Genomic DNA, 21,027 nt, shown 5'->3' with positions numbered 1-21,027 from the left:
AATCGCCGCTCATCGAGCGGTCCAGCCGCCGTCGACGACGACGGTCTGCCCGGTGACGTACCGTGCGGCGTCACCGGCGAGCCAGACGACGGCGCCGACGATGTCCTCGGCTTCCGCCTCGGTCGGCAGCGGGGTGTTGCGGCGCAGATAGGCGGCGCCGCGCTCGTCGTCGTAGAGGCTGTCGGTGATCTCGCTGCGGAAGAAGCCGGGCGCGACCGTGTTCACCCGAATCGAATGCCGCGCCCACTGCACGGCCAGTTCGGCGGTGAGCCCGGACAGTCCCGCTTTGCTCGCGGCGTAGGACGCCTGCGGGATGCCGGGCACGCCGACCCTGCCGCTGATGGAGGACACGTTGACGATCGAGCCGCGGCCGACCGCCCGCATGTGCGGGAACACCGCTTGGGCGAGCAAGAACGGGGCCACCAGGTTGAGTTCCAGCGTCCGGTGCACGGCCTCGACGGGCTCGGATTCGGCGCGCTCGGTGGTGAACCGGTTCCCGGCCGCGTTGACCAGGATCTCCGGCGGTCCCAGGCCGTCGACCACCGCGGCGACCGCGGCGCCGATGCTCGGAGGCCGGGTCAAGTCGCACACAACGGGGAGCCCGTCGATGCGCCCGGCGAGTTCGGTCAGCCGGTCGGCGCGCCGGGCCGCGACAGCGACTCGGGCACCGAGCGCGGCCAGTGTCTCCGCGACCGCGGCGCCGAGCCCGGAGGACGCGCCGGTCACGATCGCCACCCGGCCGTCGAGGTCGAACAGGCGCGTCGCGCGGCCGGGCTGGGCGGTCACGACCGCTCCTGCGGCGTCGGCCGGGCGGCGGTCACCAGCTCGGTGAGCCGGGTGCGCTCGACCTTGCCCATGGCGTTCACCGGCAGCGCATCGACCCGGGCCCAGATCTCGGGCACCTTGTACCCGGCCAGCTCGCGACGGCACATCCGTGCCAGCGCATCGAGATCTACAGTGGGACCGGCACTTTCGATCACGGCGGCGACCTTCTGGCCGAGCCGCTCGTCGGGTACCGGGCAGACGGCGACCTTGGCCACGTCGGGGTGCGACGCGATGACCCGCTCCACCTCGAGCGGGTAGACGTTCGCTCCGCCCCGGATGATGACCATCTTCTTGCGGTCCAGCACCGACAGTTCACCTTCGGCGTCGACGGTGCCGACGTCACCGGTAGGGATCGGTCCCGGTTCCGGTGGCCGCACGCCACCGCGCTCCCAATAGCCCAGCATGGGCGTCCACAATCCGGCCCACGGTCCGGTGGCGGCCGCCTTCAGTCGCAGCTCGCCGAGCGAACCGGGCGGCAGCCGGCGGCCCTCGTCGTCGTAGGCGGCGACGTCGTAATGCGGCAGCACCCGGCCGCTGCTGCCGGGGAACCACTCCTCGCCGGGTGGGTCGATCGCGACCACCGTCGGCGCCTCGGTGAGACCGTAGGTGACCCGGGGCACCGGCCCGTGCGCGTCGGCGAAGGCCGCGCGCACGGAGTCGGGCGTATCGCCGCCTCCGCTCCAGACTTCGCGCAACGAGCCGAGATCGAGTCCCGGCCTGCGTGCGAGGTCGTAGAGCTGCGCGGGGGCGCCGTTCCAGACGGTGACGCGCCGCTCGGCGATCCATTCGGCCACCCCGTCGACATCGCGGCGGTCCATGACGATCGAGCAGCCGCGGGCCTGCGCGGTGAGCAGGGTGGACAGGACCATCAGATTGAGGATCGTCAGCGGGAAGCTGTCGCCCTTGCGCAGATCGGGCCCCCAGCCGCGGGTGGCCGTCAGCACGGCGCCGGGCAGCAGCAGGTTGCGTTGGCTGTGCACCACGGCCTTGGGCTGTCCGGAGGTGCCGCTGGTGAAGGCGATTCCGGCCGGGGCGTCGATGTCGTGCTCCACCCGGGGTGCGGGTCCCGCGCGATCCAGCAGTGCCGCCCAGTGCTCGGGGTCGACCGTACCGGGCGAGTCCACCCGGCAACGCGGACCGGCGAGCACGACGGCCGGTTCGCACAAATCGTGCAGGCGCTGCTGTTCGGTCGCGGCCAGCGCCTCACCGAGGCCCGCCCATACCGCACCGATGCGTTGCGCGCCGTGGAAGGCGGCGACGATGTCCAGATCGTTGGGGAGGCAGGCCGCCACGCGGTCGCCGGGGCGCACGCCGAGCGACCAGAGGGCGCCCGCCGCGCGGTGGGCGCGATCGTCGAGTTCGACGTAGGTCCACGCACCGGAAGCGGCTTCCACCGCCGTGGCGTCGGGGTGCGAGCCGAGGGCGGCGTCCAGCACCTCGGCGATCGGGCGGAGGGCTCGCCGAGTGGGTGGGGCGGCACCGTTGAAATCGTCCACAGCATCCTTGATATCACTATCCTTGTAAAGATTCATCAGATAGGCTCACGACGCCGGTCGGGCGGTGGCCCACGGCGGCGGAGGGGCGGCGGAAGAGGCGTGGTGATGGAACACAGTGGTCCGTTGGCGGGAATCCGAGTCGTCGATCTGACGGCGATGGTCATGGGCCCGTACTGCACGCAGATCATGGCCGACATGGGCGCGGACGTGATCAAGATCGAGCCGCCGGACGGGGACAACACCCGCTACATCTCGGTGGGGCCGGAACGGGGGATGGGCGGCGTCTTCGTCAATGTCAACCGTGGCAAGCGCAGCGTGGTGCTGGACCTGCGATCCGAGCACGGCAAACGAGCGCTGCGCGAGCTCGTCGCACCGGCGGATGTGTTCATCCACTCGATGCGTGCCTCCGCGATCGCCCGGCTGGGTTTCGCCTACCCCGAGGTGGCCGCGCTCAATCCTTCCATCGTCTATACCAACTGCTACGGCTACGGCCGCCGCGGCCGGGACGCCGGTCTCACCGCTTACGACGACACGATTCAAGCCGAGTGCGGACTGCCCTTCGTGCAGGAGCGGCTCACCGGCGCCGCCGGGTACGTCGGCACCATCATGGCCGACAAGATCGCCGGGATGACCGCGCTGTACGCGACCACGATGGCGCTGTTCCACCGGGAACGCACCGGGGAGGGGCAAGAGGTCGAGGTCGCGATGTTCGAGACGATGGCCGCGTTCATGCTGGTCGAGCACGCCAACGGCGCCATGTTCGATCCACCGCTTGGGCCCGCGGCTTACCCGCGCGCGGTGACGCCGGACCGCAGGCCCTATCGCACCGCGGACGGCTACCTGTCCGCGCTGGTCTACAACGACAAGCAATGGACGGCGTTCGTCGAGGCGGTGCGCCCGCCGTGGGCGGGCGCGGAGTTCGCCACGCTGGAGCAACGCGCGGCCGGAATCGACACCGTATACGCCCGTCTCGCGGAAACGTTCCGGGAGCGGACGACCGGGGAGTGGCTGGAACTGCTGCGCTCGCTGGACATTCCGGCCGCACCGGTGCGTACCCTGGACGAACTCTTCGACAACCCGCACCTCGCCGACGCGGATTTCTTCGAGACAGTGGATTCTCCGTATGGCACGGTTCGTTTTCCCGGTCCCCCGACATGGTTCTCGCGCACGCCGGGCCGGATCGCGGGGCCTGCCCCCAGGCTCGGCGCGGACACCGCCGAGGTGCTAGGCCGGTTGCCAGACGCCCCCGATGGTCGCACGAACGGCCGAGTACAGCGATGACCGCCCTGCTCGAGGCCGCCGACCTGGACCTGAGCACGATCCTGCGGCCCGGTGACCGCATCGTGGCGGGGCAGGCGTGTGGCGAGCCGACCACCTTGATCGAGGCGCTCATCGCGCAGGGTGGTGCGATCGGCGGGCTGTCGGTGTTCATCGCGACAAGCTTCTCCGGCCTGTTTACCTCGGCCGCGACCGAAGCCTTCGCCCTGTCCAGCATGGGCGCGATCGGTGCGCTCCGGTCGCTGGCCGAAGAGCATCGGCTCGGCATCGTCCCCTGCCATGTCAGCAGGGTGGGGCCGATGATCGAAGCCGGAATCCTCCGCTGCGACGTGGCTTTCGTGCAGGTGAGCCCGGCCGACGAGCACGGCGAGCACAGCTTCGGCCTGGTCAGCGACCATGTGCGCGCGGCGGTGGCGGCGGCGCGTGTCGTTGTCGCCGAGATCAACGACCAGGTGCCCTTCACGCTGGGTGAACGGCTGCCGAGTACCGGAATCGACTACGCGGTGCGGGTTTCCCGGCCGCCGGTGCGGGTGCCGCCCGCCCGGATCGGTCCGGCCGATGAAGCGATCGCCGCGCACGCGGCTGCCTACATCGAGGACGGCGCGGTGTTGCAGATCGGGGTCGGCGCCGTACCCGACGCCGTATTGCGCCTGCTGCACGACCGCACCGATCTGGGTGTGCATTCGGGGATGATCGGTGACGGGCTGGTCGATCTGGTCGAGTCGGGCGCGATCACCAACGCGCGCAAAACCATTGATCGCGGGGTCTCGGTCACCGGTGCGCTCATCGGCACCGAGCGGCTGTACCGGTTCGCCGACCGCAATGCGGCGATCCGGATGTGCGCGACCGGCTACACCCACGACGCGGGCGTGCTCGCGCGGCTGGAACGGCTGGTCACCATCAATTCCGCCATGGAGGTCGACCTGACCGGCCAGGTGAACGCCGAACAGAGCGGTGCGGCGTATCTCGGCGGCACGGGAGGTCAGGTGGACTTCGTCCGCGCAGGCGCCCGCTCGCTGGGCGGGCACGCGATCATCGCGCTGCCCTCCACGGCCAAAGGCGGCACGGTCAGCCGGATCACCGCCACCCTGTCCGGGCCGGTCACCACGGCGCGCAGCGACGTGGACGTGATCGTCACCGAATTCGGTGCCGCCGAACTCGCCGGGCGGACGCTTGCCGAGCGCACCCGCAGGCTGATCGCCGTCGCGCACCCCGATTTCCGGGAAGAACTGGAGCGGGCGGCGTACGTCGTCCAGCGGAGAGGTTTCTGATGTCCGACGCCGTTGTCTTCGAGGCCCGCCCCGACGGGGTCGCGATCATCACCCTCAATCGGCCGCAACGGCGGAATTGCCTGGCGCTGGATGTGCGGGAGGGGCTGTTCGACGCCTGGGACCGATTCGAACGCGATCCCGCGTCACGCGTGGCGATCCTGACCGGTGCCGGGCCCAAAGCCTTTTGCGCGGGAGGGGATCTCGAGGAGATGGTGGCTATCGGCATGACGGTGCCGCCGCGCGAGATGTACCCGCTGCCGTACGACACCATCGAACTGTCCAAACCCACCATCGCGGCGGTGAACGGCGCAGCCTTCGCCGGAGGCTGGATGATCGCCCAGGCATGCGACCTGTGTGTCGCGAGCACGACCGCGACCTTCGCGGTCACCGAGGTCAAAGTGGGCCGCAGTTCGCCGTGGGCCGCGCCGCTGATCCACATGATCCCGCAGCGGATCATGATGGAGCTGCTGTTGACCGGCAAGCCGATCGATGCGCGGCGGGCCTACGAGATCGGGCTGGTGAACCGGTTGGCCGAACCCGCGGACTTACTGGACACCGCGCTGGAGCTGGCCGCCGAGATCCTCGCGGGCGCTCCTCTGTCGGTGCGGGCGGCCAGGGAGACGGTGATGCTCGCGACCGAGATGGGCCGCTCGGCGGCGCTGCAGGCGGCCCGGCACGCTTCGGTGCGTTGCTACACGAGCGAGGATGCGCAAGAGGGTCCCCGCGCGTTCGCCGAGAAGCGCAGTCCGCGCTGGACGGGTCGCTGATCCGGGCCCACCGGTTCGTTCGACTATTGACCCATCCGGAAGAACCATGCTAAGCATGTGCACAGCATGCTGAGCTGATGCTCGATTACGCCGGAACGGCGGCCGGCGCGACGTCGGTGATGTGCGATCCCATTGATCAGGAGTGTGCTGTCATGGCCTTATCCCCCCTGCCCGAGTCGCCGGAGTCGGTCACCTGCGGAGTGGTGACCGTACTGTTGGACGGCACGGAATCCGCCATCGACGTGCGCCCCGACGAGACGGTGCTGGAAGCCGCGAAGCGGGCCGGGCTCAATCCGCCGTTCGCTTGTGAAGAGGGTAATTGCGGCACTTGCATGGCGCGGCTCGTGGCGGGCCGCGTCGAGATGCGGGTGAACGACGCCTTGACCGACGAGGACGTGGCCGACGGCTACGTGCTCACCTGTCAGTCCGTCCCGCAGACCCCGTCGGTGACCGTCGACTACGGATGACCCGGGTTGCGGCTCGAATTCGGCCGCAGCGCAATGATCCGATCGACTGCGCCGAATCCGGTGCCTGTCCACCGGCTAGCTGGCACGCAGGTCCACCAGCACCTGGCCGATCGCGCGGCCGTCGGCGACGTGCCGCAGCGCGGCCGCGGCCTGTTCGAGCGGGTAGGCCGCGCCGATGTGCGGCCGGATGTGGCCACCTGCGAGTAGAGCCGCGAGTTCTTGCTCGATGCGGTGTTATTCGGCGGGCCTTGTCGATCTCCCACGCGGTGTAGAGCACGAACAACCGGAACTGCTGCAACTGCGCGTAGGAATCGGCGATGTAGCCCTGCACGCAATGCGACACATCGCCGACCTGACCGGCCCGGCCCATCGGAACGGCGACCCGCGTGCAGGCCGGATCGTCGAGTGCCCCGTCGGCGTGGGCGATCCGAGCGAGGTTCGGTGTCGGGACGCTGTGAGGACCTGCGGGTCACGCGCGTCACCGGCCTCCACGAGAGCCTCTCGGGGTAGTGGCAGATGAAACGCGTTGTCCGCCTATCTGTTCGTGCGGGTCATCGGCCGCGCGCGACTTGGTTGAACGGGATGTCGCGATCGGCGGCGAACTCGCGCGGCATGCCGAGCACTCGCTCGCTGATGACGTTGCGCGCCATCTCGGTGCTGCCCCCCGCCAGGCTCCACGCCGATCGGAACAGGTAGTCGAGGCCTACCCCGGTCGTGTCGGCCGCGTCCCCGGGGCTGTGGGTGGCCGCGGTGGACCCGGCGATGCGCACCGCCAGATCTGTTTGCAGCCAAGCGTTCTCGGCGGTGAAGAGCCGGGGGATGGCGCCGGCGGATGGCGGCAGGTCGCCGCAGGCGATCGCCCGCGAGACATGCGCGATGAGCTGGTCGCGCACCACGTTCATGGCCCGCGCCTCGCCGATGTCCTCCCTGGTGCGCGGGTCGTTGCTCTGCCCGGTGGCGCGGGCCAGCGCGAGCAACTGATCGGCCTCGCCACCCAGATGCGGGCGGGCGCCGCTGGTGTACGGCGAGGTGCCGCCCAGCGCCGCCCGCTCGTGGTAGAGCAGCCGGGACGCCGCGTCCCAGCCGCCGTCCACCTGGCCGAGCACCGCTTCCTCGGGCAGCGTGACGTCGTCGAAGAATTCCTGGCAGAACTCGGTCGAGCCGGTCACCTGTTTGATCCGCTGCACCGTCACGCCCTCGGCGCGCACCGGCACCAGGAACATGGTGAGCCCGCGGTGCTTGGTGACCTCCCAGTTGGTTCGCGCCAGGCACAGGCCGTAGTCGGCGGCGTAGGCGCCGGAACTCCAGATCTTGGATCCGTTGAGAATCCAGCGGTCGCCGTCGCGCTGGGCGCGGGTGGTGAGCCCGGCCAGATCCGACCCGCCGCTTGGCTCGGACAGGAACTGCGCCAGGATCTCCTCGCCGCGCAGCACGGCGGGCAGGTGCGCGCGCTTCTGCTCCTCGGTGCCGAGATCGAGCAGGCTCGCCGCGCAGATGGCCAGCGTCGGCACGTTCAGCAGCAGCGGCATCTCGTAGGGAAGCGATTCCTCGGTGAACGCGCGCTGGTGCGCGGTGGTGAGGCCGAGCCCGCCGTAATCCGCCGGGAAGCAGATCCCGGCGAAGCCGCCGTCGTGCAGGATTCGTTGCAGTTGCCGGGCGCGATCCCACGCCTCCTCGGTGTCGGACTTGTAGTCCGCGGCGGAAGCCGGGGGCAGATTGTTCCGCAACCAGGTCCGCGCACGGGCGCGGAAGTCTTCAGTGGGCTCCAGATCGGTGGTCATAGCGTCGTGCCTTCCAGGAGTTCGATTCGGTTCACGCGGCTGCCCGGTCGAGCAGGTCGGTGATGTGGCGCCGATGCTCTTCGGGAGTGCCGTAGAGGGCCCGGCCAAGGGTGATCCGGCGCAGATACAGGTGCAGGTCGTGTTCCCAGGTGACGCCGATGCCGCCGTGCAACTGCACGCAGTCCTGGGCGATTACCGGAGCCTTCGCTCCCACATACGACTTGGCGATGCTGATCGCCTCGTCCGCGCCCGAAGGGTCGTCGTCCCATGCCGCCGCGGCGGCGGTCGAGGTGGCGCGGCAGGCTTCCAGCCACGTCTTGTTGTCGGCCATCCGATGCTTGAGCGCCTGGTAGGAGGCCAGCTGCCTGCCGAAGGTGTAGCGGTCGAACAACCAGCCCAACGTCGCGGCCAGGGCGGTGTCGGTGGCGCCGACCATCTCGGCGGCGGTGAGCGCGGCCGCGGTACGCGCCTGCGCTCCGATTGCGTCCGTGGCGGCGCCGCCCACCTGCACCACGGCGTCCGGGGGGACCGCGACGTCCTCGAAACCGACGCGCGCGGTGCGGCGGACCAGATCCAGGGTCCATGCCGGGGTGACGGTCACACCGGGGGCGTCGGCGCGCACCAGCAGTTGAACCGGGCCGTCGGCGTTCTCGGCGGTCACCAGGAACAGGTCTGCCTGGTCGCCGGACTCCACGCGGTCTTTGACCCCGTTGAGCCGGTAGCCGTCGCCGTCGGGTTCGGCTCGGGTGCCCGGGGCCTGCCCGGCGGTGCCGGAGCCGGGTACGAGCGCGTCGAAACCTCGGCCCGGTTCGTAGACCGCCCACGCCGCGATCGTTTCGCCTGCGGCGACGGCGGTGACGATTTCGGCGAAACGACTCGCGTCCGAGGCGAGCCCGGCCAGGACCGCGTTGGTCGTGACGAACGGGCCGGGCGCGCAGGCGCGGCCCAGTTCCTCGGCCACCAGAGCGAGCTCGGTCATCGCTCGCCCGGAAACCGTTCCGCCGCCGAGGTTTTCCGGCACCAGCATGGCCGTCCACCCCAGTTCTGCCCCGCGCCGCCACCAGGTCCGGTCGAATCCGGTTCCGGACTCGCCGAGCGTTCGCACGGTGTCCACCGGGACGGTGCCCGCCAGGAAATCGCGAGTGGTCGACTGGAAAAACCGCTGATCCGCGGTGGGGTCGAGGCTCATGATGCCGGTCCTTCGGTTGACGTGCGGCGCTGAATATGGAAATCTCATACTCACAGATGAGAGTCATATTCTCAATCGCGGAAGTCAACCGGCGATGTCGGCCGATGAGCGGCGCCGGCCGGGATGTCGAAGGGACCGTCGAGTGGTGAACAACTTCCAGGATCTGGACTTCTTCCTCGGGCAGGAGCTGGTCGCCGATCCGTACCCGTACTTCGACGCGCTGCGCGAGCAGTGCCCGGTGGCGCGCGAGAAGCACCATGACGTGATGATGGTGACCGGCTACGAGGAGGCGCTCGAGGTCTACAACGACGTCGAACGGTTCTCCTCCTGCATCTCGGTCACGGGTCCTTTCCCCGGCTTCCCGGTTCCGCTGGAGGGGGCGGCGGACGTCGACGCGCTGATCGCCGAGCATCGGGACAAATTGCCGATGAGCGACCAGTTGCCCACGCTCGACCCGCCGGTGCACACCGATCACCGCGCCTTGCTGATGCGGCTGATCACTCCGAAACGACTCAAGGAGAACGAGCAGGCGATGTGGGCGATCGCCGACCGGATGCTCGATCGGTACCTGGCCGAGGGCAAGGGGGACTGCATGCGCGAATTCGCGGGCCCCTTCACGCTGTATGTGATCGCCGATCTGCTGGGTGTCCCCGAGGGCGATCAGGAAGAGTTCCTGCAAGCGCTGCAACGTGATCCGCACCGCGAGGGCGCCAGCGTCGGCAGCACCGCGGGCGAGAACATGTCGCACAACCCCATCGAATTCCTGTACGCCAAGTTCTCCGACTACGTCGAGGACCGCAGGAAGAACCCGCGAGGCGACGTGCTGACCAGCATGGCCACCGCGACCTTCCCGGACGGGCGTGAGCCCGAGGTGCTCGACGTGGTGCGAGTGGCGGCGAACCTCTTCTCGGCGGGGCAGGAGACCACCGTCCGGCTGCTCAGTTCGGCGCTCAAGATCCTGGCCGAGCGCCAGGACATTCAGCAGTACCTGCGCGAGGACCGTAGCCGCATCCAGAACTTCATCGAGGAGTGCCTCCGGATGGAGAGCCCGGTCAAGGGCGACTTCCGGCTCGCCAAGGTGTCCAGCACGGTCGGCAAGACCGAAGTGCCCGCGGGCACGGTCCTGATGGTGGTCAACGGCGCCGCGAACCGAGATCCGCGCCGGTTCGATGATCCGACCACCTTCGCGGCAGAACGCTCGAACGCCCGCTCGCACCTGGCTTTCGGGCGCGGCGTGCACACCTGCCCTGGCGCGCCGCTGGCGCGTGCCGAAGCGCGCGTCGCCATCGAACGGCTGCTCGAGCGCACCAGCGGCTTCCGCATCGATGAGAGCGTGCACGGCCCCGAGGGCGCCCGCGACTATCGCTATCTGCCGACGTTCATCCTGCGCGGGCTCACCGCACTGTATCTGGAGTTCGACGTCGCCGAGGGCGGGGCCCGATGAAGGTCACCGTCGACGCTGATCGTTGCCGGGGCCACGGCGTCTGTCTCGGCCTGTGCCCGGACGTGTTCTCCTTGACCGACGACGGCTACGCCGCAGCCACTGTCACCGAAGTGCCCGCGCACCTCGAGGCGCAGGTGCACGAAGCGGTGCGGTCCTGCCCCGAGAGCGCGATCGTCGTCGAGTGAGTGCGGCGGCGGGCATGCTCGGGTGCTCGCCGCACCACCGAGAACGGTGCCGCTGCGCACGCAAACCACCCGGGCGGAGACCGCCGTTGCGTTCCTGCCGTTCGCGGGCACTCCGGCGACGCCCAGAACAGGGCTTCGGTCGAGCCGATGGAGGGCCGCGAGGGCCGTCCGGCGGGGGGAGGAGCGAAAGCGGTTACGCGGTGGACGTATTGCCCGAGTTCTCGACCGTCGGCGGGATCGTCCAGTGCGGCTCGCGGACGGCATCGTCGCCTCCGCAGGCAACGCGATGATGACACAGCTCGGTTGATCACTGTTTCATATTGCGGAGCAAGCGTTCTCGCCGCGCATAGCGCTCTGATCCGAGCCGCACCGGATCGCTGATCAGCTCCGGTCGGTGGCGGGCACACCCGCTGCGATGGCGGCGTCCAGTATCCCTAGCTCACCGCCCGATTCGGTGATCAATGCGCGGGCGACCGCCACGTCTTTGCGAAGAAATTCGCCCACCGAAGCGCGGAAAGCGTCGACGGTGCCTTTGGCCGCGATGCTGGTGACAGCACGGCCGCCGCTGCTCGCGTGTGGCAGTGCCGACAGCAGCGTCGCCTCGTCCAGGCCCAGCTGGCCGCCCAGCCGGACCGCGTCTGCGACCAGTCCTATCTGCGCCGCGAACAATGCGTTGTTGACCAATTTGACCCGCTGTCCCGCACCCACCGGACCTACGTGCAGGACAGGGCCGGCATACGCGCGGACCACCGTTCGCGCTCGATCCACCGAGCCGTCGTCCCCGCCTAGGAAGACTGTGAGTTCGCCCGCGGCGATGCTGTGCGGCCCACCGCTCACCGGCGCGTCGACGACGCCGACGCCACGAGGCGCCGCCGCCGCGATCTCGGCCACCGTCGCGGGACTTCCCGTGGTGTGCACGATCAGCACCGCATCGTGTGGCAGGTCGCGCAGCAGAGTCCCGCCGAGGCACACCTCGCGGACCTGATCGTCGGTGAACACGCACACCACCACGGCGTCCGCGGCGCCGGCGGCCTCGGCGACGGTCGCGACCGCGTCGGCCCCCCTCCCGGCGATCGCCGCGCGGGATTCGGCGGATCGCCCGACTGCTCGGACGGTGTGCCCGGCGAGCGCCAAGCGCTGGATCATCGGGCGGCCCATCCGCCCGGCTCCCACGAAACCGATGCGCACGCGAATCCTCCTTCAGCGCTGCCGGTCCATCAGCGCCAGGGTCGCGTCGGCGGCGCCGAGCACGATCCCCGGCGCCACGCCCGCCGTGTCGGCCAGGTCGGCCACCAGGCCCACGTCCTTGCGGAGCAGATCGCCGGCATGCGCGGCGAGCCGATCCAATGTGCCACCCGCGGAGACGATCCGGCCCAACGCGAAACTGTTCGCGGTGCCGTGCGTGATCACTTCACCGAGCCGTTCGGTGCTGATGCCCAGACCCCGGCCGAGCGCGAGCGTGCCGGCGGCGGTGGCGAGATTCGCGGTGAACAACAGGTTGTTCAGCAATTTCGTGGCCTGGCCGGAGCCCACGTCGCCGAGGTGGACGATCGGATTCGCGTAGGTCTCGAACACCGGACGGCTGCGCTCTACGGCCTCGGCGGAGCCGCCCGCCATGACCAGCAATCTGCCCTCCGCCGCGGCGGGCCCGCCGCCGCTGACCGGCGCGTCGATCACCGTGACCTGGTATGGCGCAGCCAGTTCGGCCAGGTCACGGCAGGTGTGGGGGTGCACAGTGGAATGCACGGCGATGATCGACCCAGGTGCGAGCCCGGCCAGTACGCCGTTGTCGCCGGTGACCACCTCGCGCACGTCGGCGTCGCCGACCACGCACAGGCAGACCAGATCGCTGCGCGCGGCCAGGGCGGCGGGGGATTCGGCCGTCATGGCCGCGGTGCCGGCGAACGGCTCCAGCGAGGCGGGTCGCCGCGCCCACAAGGTGGTCGGGTAGCCGCCCTCGACGATGCGGCGCGCCATCGGCGCACCCTGACTGCCCAGCCCGATGAATCCGACACGCATCAGCGCACCTCCTCGGTGGTCGTTTCCGGCGCGGGAGCGGGCCGGTAGAAGACGGCGAGCAGTCCCGCCGTGGCGAGTAGGGCCACACCCAGCGCGATGCCGCCACCGGCCCAGCCTGCGACCTCGATGCCTGCCGCGTGGTCCAGCGACAGGCGTCCGGGCCCGAGCAGGCCCAGCACCAGCGCGATCACCGCCAGCACGAGTACGTACTCGTAGCCTTCCTGGAAGACGAAGAACCCGTTCGCGCGGTGCGCCAGCAGTCCGGCGACGAGCATGACCGAGATGACCGCCGCGGCGGCGAACGGGGTGAGCAGGCCGAGCGCCAGCAGTGCGCCCGCGCCGATCTCGGTGATCACGCTCAGCCAGGCCTGTAGTACGCCGTTGCGCAGTCCCAGCCCGCCGAACCACCGCGCCGTCCCGGCGATCCGGCCGCCGCCGATCCAGTGATTGACGCCGTGCGCGATCATGGTGACGCCCACGACCAGCCGCAACAGCAGCAGCGCGACATCGGTGACCTCCATGGCCTCACCTTTCTGGTCGCACGTACGCGCGACCGTCCAATTGAACTGCGGGTCCGGTGAATTCGCCGGTGTCGGCCGCGACGACGCACTCTTCCGCGAAGGCGAGCGCCTTCAGGTGGTATGCCGCCGCCGTGTAGCCCAAGCTGACGTTGTGCCCGGTGTTGGGTTGTAGATTGAGCACCACTCGCGGCGCCGCCAGGAACAGCGCGCCGATGGCGATCAGTTCCTCGATGTCGTTGCGCCACACTGTCTCGTGATCGCCCGCGGTGAAGCGCACCGGGATCGGCACCCGCGCGGCCATACGCGGGAATTCCGCTTCGGCCCAATCGGTGATGACGGCGGCCTCCAACCGGGGACCGGGGACGGCGATCGCCGCACCGCCCACGAGTTCGGGTGGATACAGCCGCTGCGGTCGCCACAGCAGCCCCCCGAGTCCGGCGGGACGGGTGCCTTCCGGTCGTGGCCCCCACAGCACTTCCTGGGCTTCGGGATGGTGAGTGCGCCCGGTGCCTGCCAGCTCCACGCCGAGCAGTGCGCGGCCGCGCTCGTCACCGGCCATGCGCAGTGCGAGTTCACATCCCGCCGAGTGCGCCAGCAGGAAGACGCCCGCACCGCGCGGACGGTCGTCGAGTAGCGCTTCGACGGCCCCGTACATGAGGTCGACGCGCCGCTGGGGTGCTGCGAGCTGATCGCCGAACGGCCCGGAAGCGCCGTAGCCGGGCCGGTCCAGCGCCAGCACGGTGTAACCCAGCCGTTGCCCCATGCGCAGCAGTGAAAGCTCCGGGTGGCCAGGGCAATCGAAGTACGTCGAGGTGGTGGCGCCGCCGTGCAGGGCGAGCACCACCGCGCGTGGCGCGGACGCTTCCGCCAGCAACCCCGATACCGGGATACCGTCGACCTCGGCGACCACTCGCAGCGGTCCGGCGGCGTCCACCGGGGTGAAATCGGATTCGGTGAGTGTCATGGCGTGCCCGTCGATGTCGCAGCTCAGGAATCGGAGCGGAGCAGCATCGCCCCGCCGGGCGTGAGCCCACCACTGGAGACGACCGCGACCCGCGCACCGGCGACCTGCCGATCCCCGCCCGCCCCGCGCAATTGCACCACGGCCTCGTGCAGAAGTCCCATGCCGTGCGTGCGGCCGTGCGAGAGCTGGCCGCCGTGCGTATTGACCGGGATGGCGCCGTCGCGGGCGATGTTCTTGCCCCCGTGGAGAAAGTCCTTGGCCTCACCGATCCCGCAGAAACCGAGCGCCTCGATCCAGGACAGGCAATTGAAACTGAACCCGTCGTAGAGTTCGGCGACGTCGACGTCCGCGGGACGCAGCGTGGTACGCGTCCACAGGTGCGCGGCCGGGCCGAGTACCTGTGGCTCGTGGGTGAGCGTGCTCTGGTCCCACTCGACGCGCTCGACGATCTGGGTGCCGACCGCCTCCACCAGCACCGGCGGACCGGGCAGATCGCGTGCGGCGTCGAGCGCCGAGACGATCACCGCCACCGCGCCGTCGCAGGGCACGTCGCAGTCGTAGAGCCCGAACGGGGTGGTGATCGGCCGTGCCGAGAGGTAGTCGTCCATGGTCATCGGGTCGCGGTAGACCGCGGTCGGTTCGAGTTCGGCGTTGGCGCGCTGGTTGAGCGCGATCCAGCCCAGCGTCTCGCGCGTGGTGCCGTAGCGGTGGAAGTGACGCTGGGCGTTCTGGGCCAGTGTGTGCGCGGCGGAGATCGCGCCGAACGGCATCAGCCAGCTCGTGGTGCGGCCGCCGGCGGGTGGGACGCGGCCCGCCTTGGTCAACTCGTTGAAGGTCGATTCCCAGACGGTGCGAAAGCACAGCACGTGCCGGGCCAGTCCGGCCGCCACCGCGGTCATCGCCGCGACCACCGACCCGCCCGGCCCGAAGGTCTCGATGCCGCCGTTGTGCCAACTGGGCCGCAGGCCGAGGGCGGCTTCCAGGGCGGTGACCCCGCCCTCGCCGAAGCCGCCGAGATTGCCGCCGCCGGGATAGGAGGCCAAGCCGTCGATGTCGTCGAGGGTCAAGCCCGCGTCGGCGACCGCGCGCTCGCACGCCTCGATGGTCAGCGCGAGCGGTGGCACCATCAGCCTGCGCCCGATCCGGGACATCCCGATCCCGGTGAGCGCGACCTTGTCCTCGAACTTCTCCTGCCGCAGCATCGGCCGTACGTGTTCGGCGAATCGCTCCGGCTCGATGTCGTCCACCGGCAGCGGCGCCGGCTCGGCTTGTCCGGCGGCGGGGCGGAACAGCGGCAGCCAGACGTCGGCGTCCTGCTGGAAGACCACCTCCACCCGCATACCGAGGGCCAGGTCGTCCGGATCGGCGTCGATGATGTTGGTGGTCAACCGGACCCGCGGATCCTCCACCAGCGCCACCTGCGCGACCACGTACGGCGGTCGCAGGCCGGGCACGGCGAAGCGGTGGTTCACCGTGAAGCCTGCCAGGGTGGCTTCGCCGGAGACCTCCCGCACACCGAGATCGTGCCCGCGGCAGTACCGGCACACCGGTTGCGGCGGGTGGATGAGCGCCGCGCAGGATCGGCACTGCTGGATGCGCAGCGTGCCGTCGGCGCCCGAGGTCCAGAAGAACTCGGTGTCCAGGCCGAGTAGCGGCAGCGGCCGTCCCGACGGCTCGGCCGTCGTCGCAGGGGTCTGCTCCGCGTCTGCCACAGCGTCTCCTCGTAGTCGTCGCAGCCGGTAGCCGCGTGTGTCCAGCGGTGGCCACACGCGGCGAGTCGTCCGGTTCGGTCAGATCTGTGCCGCGCCTCTGCGGACGGTCACCGGCTCGGCGAGCCGCTGCTCGTCGCAGATTCGCTGCAGCTTCTCCAAGGTCTCGTCGAGCCCGGGACCGAGCCGGGGACCCGGGGTGAACTCGGTGGGCAGGTGCCGCATGCCCTGGATCACCGCGATCGTGTCGTAGTGCACCGTCTCCTCCGGAACGCACCGGAAGTCCGGCATCCGGTCCAGCACGGCGACCAGCATCCGCTTGAACACCGTGCGGGCCACGTTGGACCCGATGCAACGGTGGATGCCGAGGCCGAAGCTGTAGTGCCGGTTGCCTTTCCGGTCCAGGATCAGCGTCTCCGGATGATCGAACACCGCGGGATCGCGGTTGGCCATCGCCCACGACAACCAGACGCGATCGCCTTCTCTGAAGGAGGCCCCCGCCACCTCGCAGTCCTCCGCGACGGTGCGCCCGTCGCCGGGGGCCGGGGTGTAGTAGCGCAGGAACTCTTCGGTGGCCGAGTCCAGCAGCAGATCCCGTTCCCGGCTGAGGGTTTCGCGTTCAGCCGGATTCTGCGACAGCCATTCCAGAGCGTGTGCGGTGAGCGCGGTGGTGGTGTCGAAACCGCCGCCGATGAGCAGGCTGAGCATGCCCAGGATCTCCATGTCCGGCAGCGGCTCACCGTTGACCTGCGCCGCGGCGACCGCGTGGATCAGCCCGGGCCGGGGATTCTCCCGGATCTCGGCGAGATTGGTCAGCAGGTCCAGTCCCATCGTGCGGTGCATCTCCGCGACGCGCGGGTAATCCGGCGAGTCCGGCGGCGTGTACACCGCGGCGTGCACCGGCTCGTTGTAGATGGTCCACTTCCGCAAGGGGACGCCCAGCATGCCGAGAGTCAGCACGGCGGGAACCACATTCGCCAGATCGTCGACGAAATCGATCCGGCCGCTCTCGATCTTCTCGTCGAGGGCCGCGCGCACCACCTCGTCCACGAACGGCACCCAGCGTTGCACCGCCGCGGGGGAGAGGTACGGGTTGAGCGCCGAACGCAGTTCCCGGTGCTCGGGCTCGTCCATCTCCAGGATGCCGCCGCGGATGCCCCGTGCGCGAGGCGCGGGCGGAATGGAGATTCCTCGGTAACCCTTGCGGACACCCTGGGGGTCGTGGTCGTTGGACAGATGCGGGCAGCGCGCGAGTTCGAACACCTCCTTGTTGCCCGCGGCCACCCAGTGACCGTCGTAGGTGTCGGTCCACGCGAGTGGGCACTCGCTCTGCATCGCCTCGGTGATCGGCTGGAAGTTCTCCCGGTATTCGGGTGCGTAGCGGTCGAAATGGAACCGGGGCTGCTTGCGCTCGATATCGGTGACGTTCTCCACGGTCATGGTGAGCCCTACTCGGCGATCGAGATCGCGCGTTCCGGGCAGGAGTGCGCCGCCTCGCGGACCTGATCGTGCTGGTCCGTGGGAACCGATTCGCCGATCGGGGAGGAGTGGCCGTCGATCTCACTGAGTTCGAACGATTGCGGGGCGATCATCGCGCACAGCGTGTGCCCTTGGCAGCGCTGCTGATCGACTCGGACCTTCACGGTGTTTCTTCCTCTCAGATGTGGTAGTCGTACCACTTCAGGTAGCCGCCCGCGTCGACGCGCAACTGCGTGCCGGTGATGTAGCGCGCCTCGTCGGAGGCCAGGAACAGCACCGCGTCGCTGATGTCCTCGGGCTCGACGTAGGGGGTCGGCATGGCCTGCTGCACATGGAAGGCGGGCTCGGCGTCCGCGCGGGTGGGATGTTCCAAGTCCGGGCGGAAGGATCGGTACATCGGTTCGCTCTGCAGCATCGGAGTGTTGCAGTTGGTGGGGTGGATGACGTTGGCGCGAATGTTCTGCGGCGCGATGTGCAGGGCGAGTGCGTGCACGTATTGCGCGAGACCGCGTTTGGCGACCACATAGGCGATCCCGCCGGGATCCTTGCCCGGCTGATCCACCTTGGACACGTCCATCAGCGCGGCCACCGAGCCGGTGGCGATGATCGAGCCGCCCGCGCCCAGATGCGGTAGCGCGACCTGGATGGTGTTGATGACGCCAACGAGGTTGGTGTCGATCACGTCGGACCAGGCCTGCCACTGCGGTGTGCCCTTCATGCCCGCGATGCCCGCTTGGGCGATGACGATATCCAACCGCCCGAATTCGGCGAGACCGCGCTCCAGCACGGCGCGCAGCTGCCCGGCCTCGCGCACATCGGCCGGTTCGGCGACGATGCGGCGGCCGGTCTTCTCGACCAGCCGTGCGGTCTCGTCCAGATCCTCCGGGCGCGACAGCGCGTACCCGATCGTGTCGATGTCGCGGCAGATGTCCACCGCGATGATGTCGGCACCTTCTTGCGCCAGCCGTACCGCATGGCTGCGGCCTTGGCCACGAGCGGCTCCGGTGACGAAGGCGACCTTGCCCTCCACGCGTCCCACGGGCCATCCTTTCGTTCTTGCTTGTCGTGCTGATCCATCGCGCCTGTTGCGCGACGGGTCTCAGGTATTGCGTCCGCCGTTGACGCCGAGGATCTGGCCGGTGATGTAACCGGCCTCCTCGGAGATGAGGAACGCGCAGGCGGCGGCGATGTCCTCGGGTGTGCCGACCCGGCGGACCGGGGTCCGCTGGATGTGGTCCTCGACGGAGCCGCCGAGTCGGCGGGCCTCCTCGTTCTTGCGCAGCATCGGGGTGTCGATGAACCCGGGCGGCACCGCGTTCACGGTGATGCCGGACGGGCCCAGCTCCAGCGCCAGCGCTTTGGTCAGGCCGTTGACCGCCGACTTGGCCGAGACGTAGTGCGTCATGAACGGCTGGCCCGAATGCGTGCTAGATGAGGAGATATTGACGATGCGCCCCCACCCCGCCGCCAGCATGTCCGGCAGCACCGCCTGGACGCAGTGGAAGACACCGTTGAGGTTGACGTCGATCACCCGTTGCCACTCGGCGAAGGAAATGTTCTGGAAGCGCTTGAAGCCGTCCACGCCCGCCGCGTTCACCAGCACGGTGACCGGGCCGAGCTTCGCGCGGACCGCGGTGAGCGCCTCGGCGATCTCCTCCGGTTCGGTGACGTCGGCCCGGTAGGCGAAGTCGTCGTCCGCGGGTGGGTTGAGGTCCAGGGAGGCGACGTGGAATCCATTGCTGCGCAACCGCTGTGCGATCCCCAACCCGATGCCGGACGCTCCTCCGGTGACCACTGCCGTCTTCACGCCTTCGACCCCTCTCCGGTCAACGCGCTGATCGGCGACCGGTGCAAGCGCGGGTCGGTCGAGACCGGGACGCATGTAGTGTCGACCACAAGAATCTTCCTTTCGAATGTGAGAACCGTACTCTCCGAAGTGATCGACGCGCAAGAGTTGCCGCCTGTCGGGTGGAGCTGCGCCTCGTGGGCCGATAGCAGTTCTCGAGGTTTCCCGGGTTGGCGATTACTGCTGCCTTTCGCGATATCAAGTGTTAAGTTCTCCGCAATAGAGAATCGTATTTTCATATCCGGCGAGGAGACAGGATGTCAACGCAGGAACAGGCGATAGCGGTGGCGCGGCGGCTGCTGATCGACGGGCAGCTGGTCGAGACCGGGCGCACGCTCGCGTCGCTCGATCCCGCGACCGGCGCGGTGTACGGCTACGCGCCGGAGGCCGGTGTGGCCGAGGTGGACGCGGCCGTCGCGGCGGCGCGCCGGGCCTTCGACACCACCGACTGGGCGACGAACCACGAGTTCCGGGTGCACTGTCTGAACCAGCTGTACCAAGCGCTGCGCGACAACGTGGAGGAGCTGCGGGAGCTGACCATCGCCGAAGTCGGTGCGACGCGCACGCTGACCCACGGCAACCAGCTCGAGGTTCCCTTCGAGATCGTGCGCTACTACGCCGGACTGCTGGCGGGCTACGCCTGGAGCGAGGACCTCGGCGTGGTCGAGATCCGCGGTCAGCGGCACCGGCGCTGGGTGGAGCTGGAGGCCGCGGGCGTGGTGGCCGCCATCGCCGCCTACAACTATCCGCATCAGCTGGCGCTGGCCAAGCTCGCTCCATCCCTTGCCGCCGGATGCACCGTCGTGCTCAAGGGCGCGCCCGACACTCCGTTGGCCACCTTGGCGCTCGGCGAGATCATCGCCCGGCACACCGACATCCCGCCCGGCGTGGTGAACGTCCTGGCCTCCTCCGATGTCGAAGTCGGCAAGCGGATGACCACCCACCCGGACGTCGACGTCGTCACCTTCACGGGGTCCACGCCGGTGGGCCGCCAGATCATGGCGGCCGCCAGCGGCACGCTCAAGCGGGTCTTCCTGGAACTGGGCGGCAAATCGGCGATGATCCTGCTCGACGACGCCGACTACACCAAAGCCGCGCTGTTCGCGGCGTTCAGCGTGGTGACCCACGCCGGGCAGGGGTGCGCGCTGACCACCAGGGTGCTCGTGCCGCAGCAGGACCACGACAGGATCGCCGAGTCGATCGCGGCGAATTTCGCACACGTCAGCTACGGCGACCCGGGGGATCCCAAGACCTATATGGGCCCGCTGATCAGCGAACGCCAGCGCGACAAGGTGCACGGCATGGTGCAGCGCGCGGTGGCCGCCGGCGCCACGCTCGTCACCGGCGGCGAGAAGATCGACCCGGGCTACTTCTACAAGCCCACCCTCTTGGCGAACGTCGACCCGGACAGCGAGATCGCGCAGGAGGAGGTCTTCGGCCCGGTGCTCACCCTCCACCCCTACACCGACGAGGACGACGCGGTGCGCATCGCGAACAACTCCATCTACGGCCTGTCCGGGGCGGTCTTCAGCGCCGACTCGGAACGGGCGAAGGCGGTGGCGCGGCGGATCCGCACCGGCACGCTCAGCATCAACGGCGGCAACTACTTCCATCCAGACGCTCCCTTCGGCGGTTACAAGCAGTCCGGCATCGGCCGGGAGATGGGCCGCGTCGGCCTGGAGGAGTTTCTGGAGCGCAAGACCCTGGCGGAGGTGGTCGTGTGAGCGAGTGCGGACGAGTTCGAGCACGTCACGCGCAGCCGAGGACGAAGTCCGGGGCCGGGGAG

At 69.4% G+C, this 21,027-nt stretch carries 21 protein-coding genes; 7 read left to right on the top strand and 14 right to left on the bottom strand.

Annotated features, from left to right (window positions below; all coding sequences use genetic code 11):
- Window positions 1–9: 9 nt before the first annotated feature.
- A complete protein-coding gene (locus ACFU5M_RS03100; RefSeq protein ID WP_379042782.1) occupies window positions 10–786 on the bottom strand; it encodes an SDR family NAD(P)-dependent oxidoreductase in 777 nt (258 codons plus the stop codon).
- Entirely contained in the window at window positions 783–2,321 is a 1,539-nt protein-coding gene (locus ACFU5M_RS03095) for a class I adenylate-forming enzyme family protein (RefSeq protein ID WP_379042779.1), read from the bottom strand. The genes ACFU5M_RS03100 and ACFU5M_RS03095 overlap by 4 nt, the downstream gene beginning before the upstream one ends.
- 105 nt (window positions 2,322–2,426) lie before the next feature.
- On the opposite strand from ACFU5M_RS03095, the gene ACFU5M_RS03090 reads away from it, so the two are divergent.
- The 4 genes from ACFU5M_RS03090 (at window position 2,427) to ACFU5M_RS03075 (ending at window position 6,104) form a co-directional block, all read left to right on the top strand.
- Window positions 2,427–3,602 (top strand): CaiB/BaiF CoA transferase family protein, encoded by a 1,176-nt coding sequence (locus ACFU5M_RS03090; protein WP_379042776.1) that lies wholly within the window; start codon window positions 2,427–2,429, stop codon window positions 3,600–3,602.
- Window positions 3,599–4,870 (top strand): acetyl-CoA hydrolase/transferase family protein, encoded by a 1,272-nt coding sequence (locus ACFU5M_RS03085; protein ID WP_379042773.1) that lies wholly within the window; start codon window positions 3,599–3,601, stop codon window positions 4,868–4,870. The genes ACFU5M_RS03090 and ACFU5M_RS03085 overlap by 4 nt, the downstream gene beginning before the upstream one ends.
- Window positions 4,870–5,637, top strand: a complete 768-nt coding sequence (locus tag ACFU5M_RS03080) for an enoyl-CoA hydratase/isomerase family protein (protein WP_379042768.1) — start codon at window positions 4,870–4,872, stop codon at window positions 5,635–5,637. Before ACFU5M_RS03085 ends, ACFU5M_RS03080 begins: the two co-directional genes overlap by 1 nt.
- Before the next feature lie 152 nt (window positions 5,638–5,789).
- Window positions 5,790–6,104 carry a 2Fe-2S iron-sulfur cluster-binding protein gene (locus tag ACFU5M_RS03075; protein WP_379042765.1) on the top strand — a complete coding sequence of 105 codons (315 nt, stop codon included), beginning with the start codon at window positions 5,790–5,792 and terminating at the stop codon, window positions 6,102–6,104.
- Between the two features lie 75 nt (window positions 6,105–6,179).
- Here the strand turns inward: ACFU5M_RS03075 and ACFU5M_RS03070 are convergent, their stop codons facing one another.
- The 3 genes from ACFU5M_RS03070 to ACFU5M_RS03060 all read right to left on the bottom strand — a co-directional run bounded on the left by ACFU5M_RS03070 (window position 6,180) and on the right by ACFU5M_RS03060 (window position 9,074).
- Complete coding sequence (locus ACFU5M_RS03070; protein WP_379042871.1) at window positions 6,180–6,281, bottom strand: hypothetical protein; 102 nt, start codon at window positions 6,279–6,281, stop codon at window positions 6,180–6,182.
- Window positions 6,282–6,655: 374 nt separating this feature from the next.
- Complete coding sequence (locus ACFU5M_RS03065; RefSeq protein WP_379042762.1) at window positions 6,656–7,885, bottom strand: acyl-CoA dehydrogenase family protein; 1,230 nt, start codon at window positions 7,883–7,885, stop codon at window positions 6,656–6,658.
- A gap of 31 nt (window positions 7,886–7,916) precedes the next feature.
- Window positions 7,917–9,074 carry an acyl-CoA dehydrogenase family protein gene (locus ACFU5M_RS03060; RefSeq protein ID WP_379042759.1) on the bottom strand — a complete coding sequence of 386 codons (1,158 nt, stop codon included), beginning with the start codon at window positions 9,072–9,074 and terminating at the stop codon, window positions 7,917–7,919.
- Between the two features lie 142 nt (window positions 9,075–9,216).
- On the opposite strand from ACFU5M_RS03060, the gene ACFU5M_RS03055 reads away from it, so the two are divergent.
- Both ACFU5M_RS03055 and ACFU5M_RS03050 read left to right on the top strand, forming a co-directional pair.
- Window positions 9,217–10,518: a cytochrome P450 gene (locus ACFU5M_RS03055; RefSeq protein ID WP_379042756.1), complete on the top strand. Its 1,302-nt coding sequence runs from the start codon at window positions 9,217–9,219 to the stop codon at window positions 10,516–10,518.
- A complete protein-coding gene (locus ACFU5M_RS03050) occupies window positions 10,515–10,703 on the top strand; it encodes a ferredoxin (RefSeq protein ID WP_379042753.1) in 189 nt (62 codons plus the stop codon). The genes ACFU5M_RS03055 and ACFU5M_RS03050 overlap by 4 nt, the downstream gene beginning before the upstream one ends.
- A 381-nt stretch (window positions 10,704–11,084) precedes the next feature.
- Here ACFU5M_RS03050 and ACFU5M_RS03045 read toward each other — a convergent pair whose 3' ends face one another.
- The 9 genes from ACFU5M_RS03045 to ACFU5M_RS03005 all read right to left on the bottom strand — a co-directional run bounded on the left by ACFU5M_RS03045 (window position 11,085) and on the right by ACFU5M_RS03005 (window position 19,202).
- Entirely contained in the window at window positions 11,085–11,891 is an 807-nt protein-coding gene (locus ACFU5M_RS03045) for an NAD(P)-dependent oxidoreductase (RefSeq protein ID WP_379042750.1), read from the bottom strand.
- 12 nt (window positions 11,892–11,903) lie between these two features.
- Entirely contained in the window at window positions 11,904–12,722 is an 819-nt protein-coding gene (locus tag ACFU5M_RS03040) for an NAD(P)-dependent oxidoreductase (RefSeq protein ID WP_379042747.1), read from the bottom strand.
- Window positions 12,722–13,243 carry a DoxX family protein gene (locus ACFU5M_RS03035; RefSeq protein WP_379042744.1) on the bottom strand — a complete coding sequence of 174 codons (522 nt, stop codon included), beginning with the start codon at window positions 13,241–13,243 and terminating at the stop codon, window positions 12,722–12,724. Before ACFU5M_RS03035 ends, ACFU5M_RS03040 begins: the two co-directional genes overlap by 1 nt.
- 4 nt (window positions 13,244–13,247) lie before the next feature.
- A complete protein-coding gene (locus tag ACFU5M_RS03030; RefSeq protein ID WP_379042741.1) occupies window positions 13,248–14,207 on the bottom strand; it encodes an alpha/beta fold hydrolase in 960 nt (319 codons plus the stop codon).
- 23 nt (window positions 14,208–14,230) lie between these two features.
- Complete coding sequence (locus ACFU5M_RS03025; protein ID WP_379042738.1) at window positions 14,231–15,919, bottom strand: OB-fold domain-containing protein; 1,689 nt, start codon at window positions 15,917–15,919, stop codon at window positions 14,231–14,233.
- Between the two features lie 78 nt (window positions 15,920–15,997).
- Complete coding sequence (locus ACFU5M_RS03020; protein WP_379042735.1) at window positions 15,998–17,356, bottom strand: cytochrome P450; 1,359 nt, start codon at window positions 17,354–17,356, stop codon at window positions 15,998–16,000.
- An 8-nt stretch (window positions 17,357–17,364) separates the two neighbouring features.
- Complete coding sequence (locus ACFU5M_RS03015; protein ID WP_379042732.1) at window positions 17,365–17,559, bottom strand: ferredoxin; 195 nt, start codon at window positions 17,557–17,559, stop codon at window positions 17,365–17,367.
- A 14-nt stretch (window positions 17,560–17,573) separates the two neighbouring features.
- Window positions 17,574–18,434: a mycofactocin-coupled SDR family oxidoreductase gene (locus tag ACFU5M_RS03010; protein WP_379042729.1), complete on the bottom strand. Its 861-nt coding sequence runs from the start codon at window positions 18,432–18,434 to the stop codon at window positions 17,574–17,576.
- 60 nt (window positions 18,435–18,494) lie between these two features.
- Window positions 18,495–19,202 (bottom strand): SDR family NAD(P)-dependent oxidoreductase, encoded by a 708-nt coding sequence (locus tag ACFU5M_RS03005; RefSeq protein WP_379042726.1) that lies wholly within the window; start codon window positions 19,200–19,202, stop codon window positions 18,495–18,497.
- 296 nt (window positions 19,203–19,498) lie between these two features.
- Here ACFU5M_RS03005 and ACFU5M_RS03000 point away from each other — a divergent pair, with 296 nt between their 5' ends.
- Entirely contained in the window at window positions 19,499–20,965 is a 1,467-nt protein-coding gene (locus tag ACFU5M_RS03000; RefSeq protein ID WP_379042724.1) for an aldehyde dehydrogenase family protein, read from the top strand.
- Window positions 20,966–21,027 lie beyond the last annotated feature (62 nt).

The sequence above is a fragment of the Nocardia sp. NPDC057455 genome (assembly GCF_042802775.1).
Lineage (GTDB): Bacteria > Actinomycetota > Actinomycetes > Mycobacteriales > Mycobacteriaceae > Nocardia.
This window is presented reverse-complemented; position numbering and strand designations above follow the sequence as displayed.

Excerpts from the sequence above, each read along its gene's own strand:
- ACFU5M_RS03090 (WP_379042776.1), top strand. The coding sequence starts at position 2,427 with ATGGAACACAGTGGTCCGTTGGCGGGAATCCGAGTCGTCGATCTGACG.
- ACFU5M_RS03085 (WP_379042773.1), top strand. The coding sequence starts at position 3,599 with ATGACCGCCCTGCTCGAGGCCGCCGACCTGGACCTGAGCACGATCCTG.
- ACFU5M_RS03080 (WP_379042768.1), top strand. The coding sequence starts at position 4,870 with ATGTCCGACGCCGTTGTCTTCGAGGCCCGCCCCGACGGGGTCGCGATC.
- ACFU5M_RS03075 (WP_379042765.1), top strand. The coding sequence starts at position 5,790 with ATGGCCTTATCCCCCCTGCCCGAGTCGCCGGAGTCGGTCACCTGCGGA.
- ACFU5M_RS03065 (WP_379042762.1), bottom strand. The coding sequence starts at position 7,885 with ATGACCACCGATCTGGAGCCCACTGAAGACTTCCGCGCCCGTGCGCGG.
- ACFU5M_RS03060 (WP_379042759.1), bottom strand. The coding sequence starts at position 9,074 with ATGAGCCTCGACCCCACCGCGGATCAGCGGTTTTTCCAGTCGACCACT.
- ACFU5M_RS03050 (WP_379042753.1), top strand. The coding sequence starts at position 10,515 with ATGAAGGTCACCGTCGACGCTGATCGTTGCCGGGGCCACGGCGTCTGT.
- ACFU5M_RS03040 (WP_379042747.1), bottom strand. The coding sequence starts at position 12,722 with ATGCGTGTCGGATTCATCGGGCTGGGCAGTCAGGGTGCGCCGATGGCG.
- ACFU5M_RS03035 (WP_379042744.1), bottom strand. The coding sequence starts at position 13,243 with ATGGAGGTCACCGATGTCGCGCTGCTGCTGTTGCGGCTGGTCGTGGGC.
- ACFU5M_RS03030 (WP_379042741.1), bottom strand. The coding sequence starts at position 14,207 with ATGACACTCACCGAATCCGATTTCACCCCGGTGGACGCCGCCGGACCG.
- ACFU5M_RS03020 (WP_379042735.1), bottom strand. The coding sequence starts at position 17,356 with ATGACCGTGGAGAACGTCACCGATATCGAGCGCAAGCAGCCCCGGTTC.
- ACFU5M_RS03000 (WP_379042724.1), top strand. The coding sequence starts at position 19,499 with ATGTCAACGCAGGAACAGGCGATAGCGGTGGCGCGGCGGCTGCTGATC.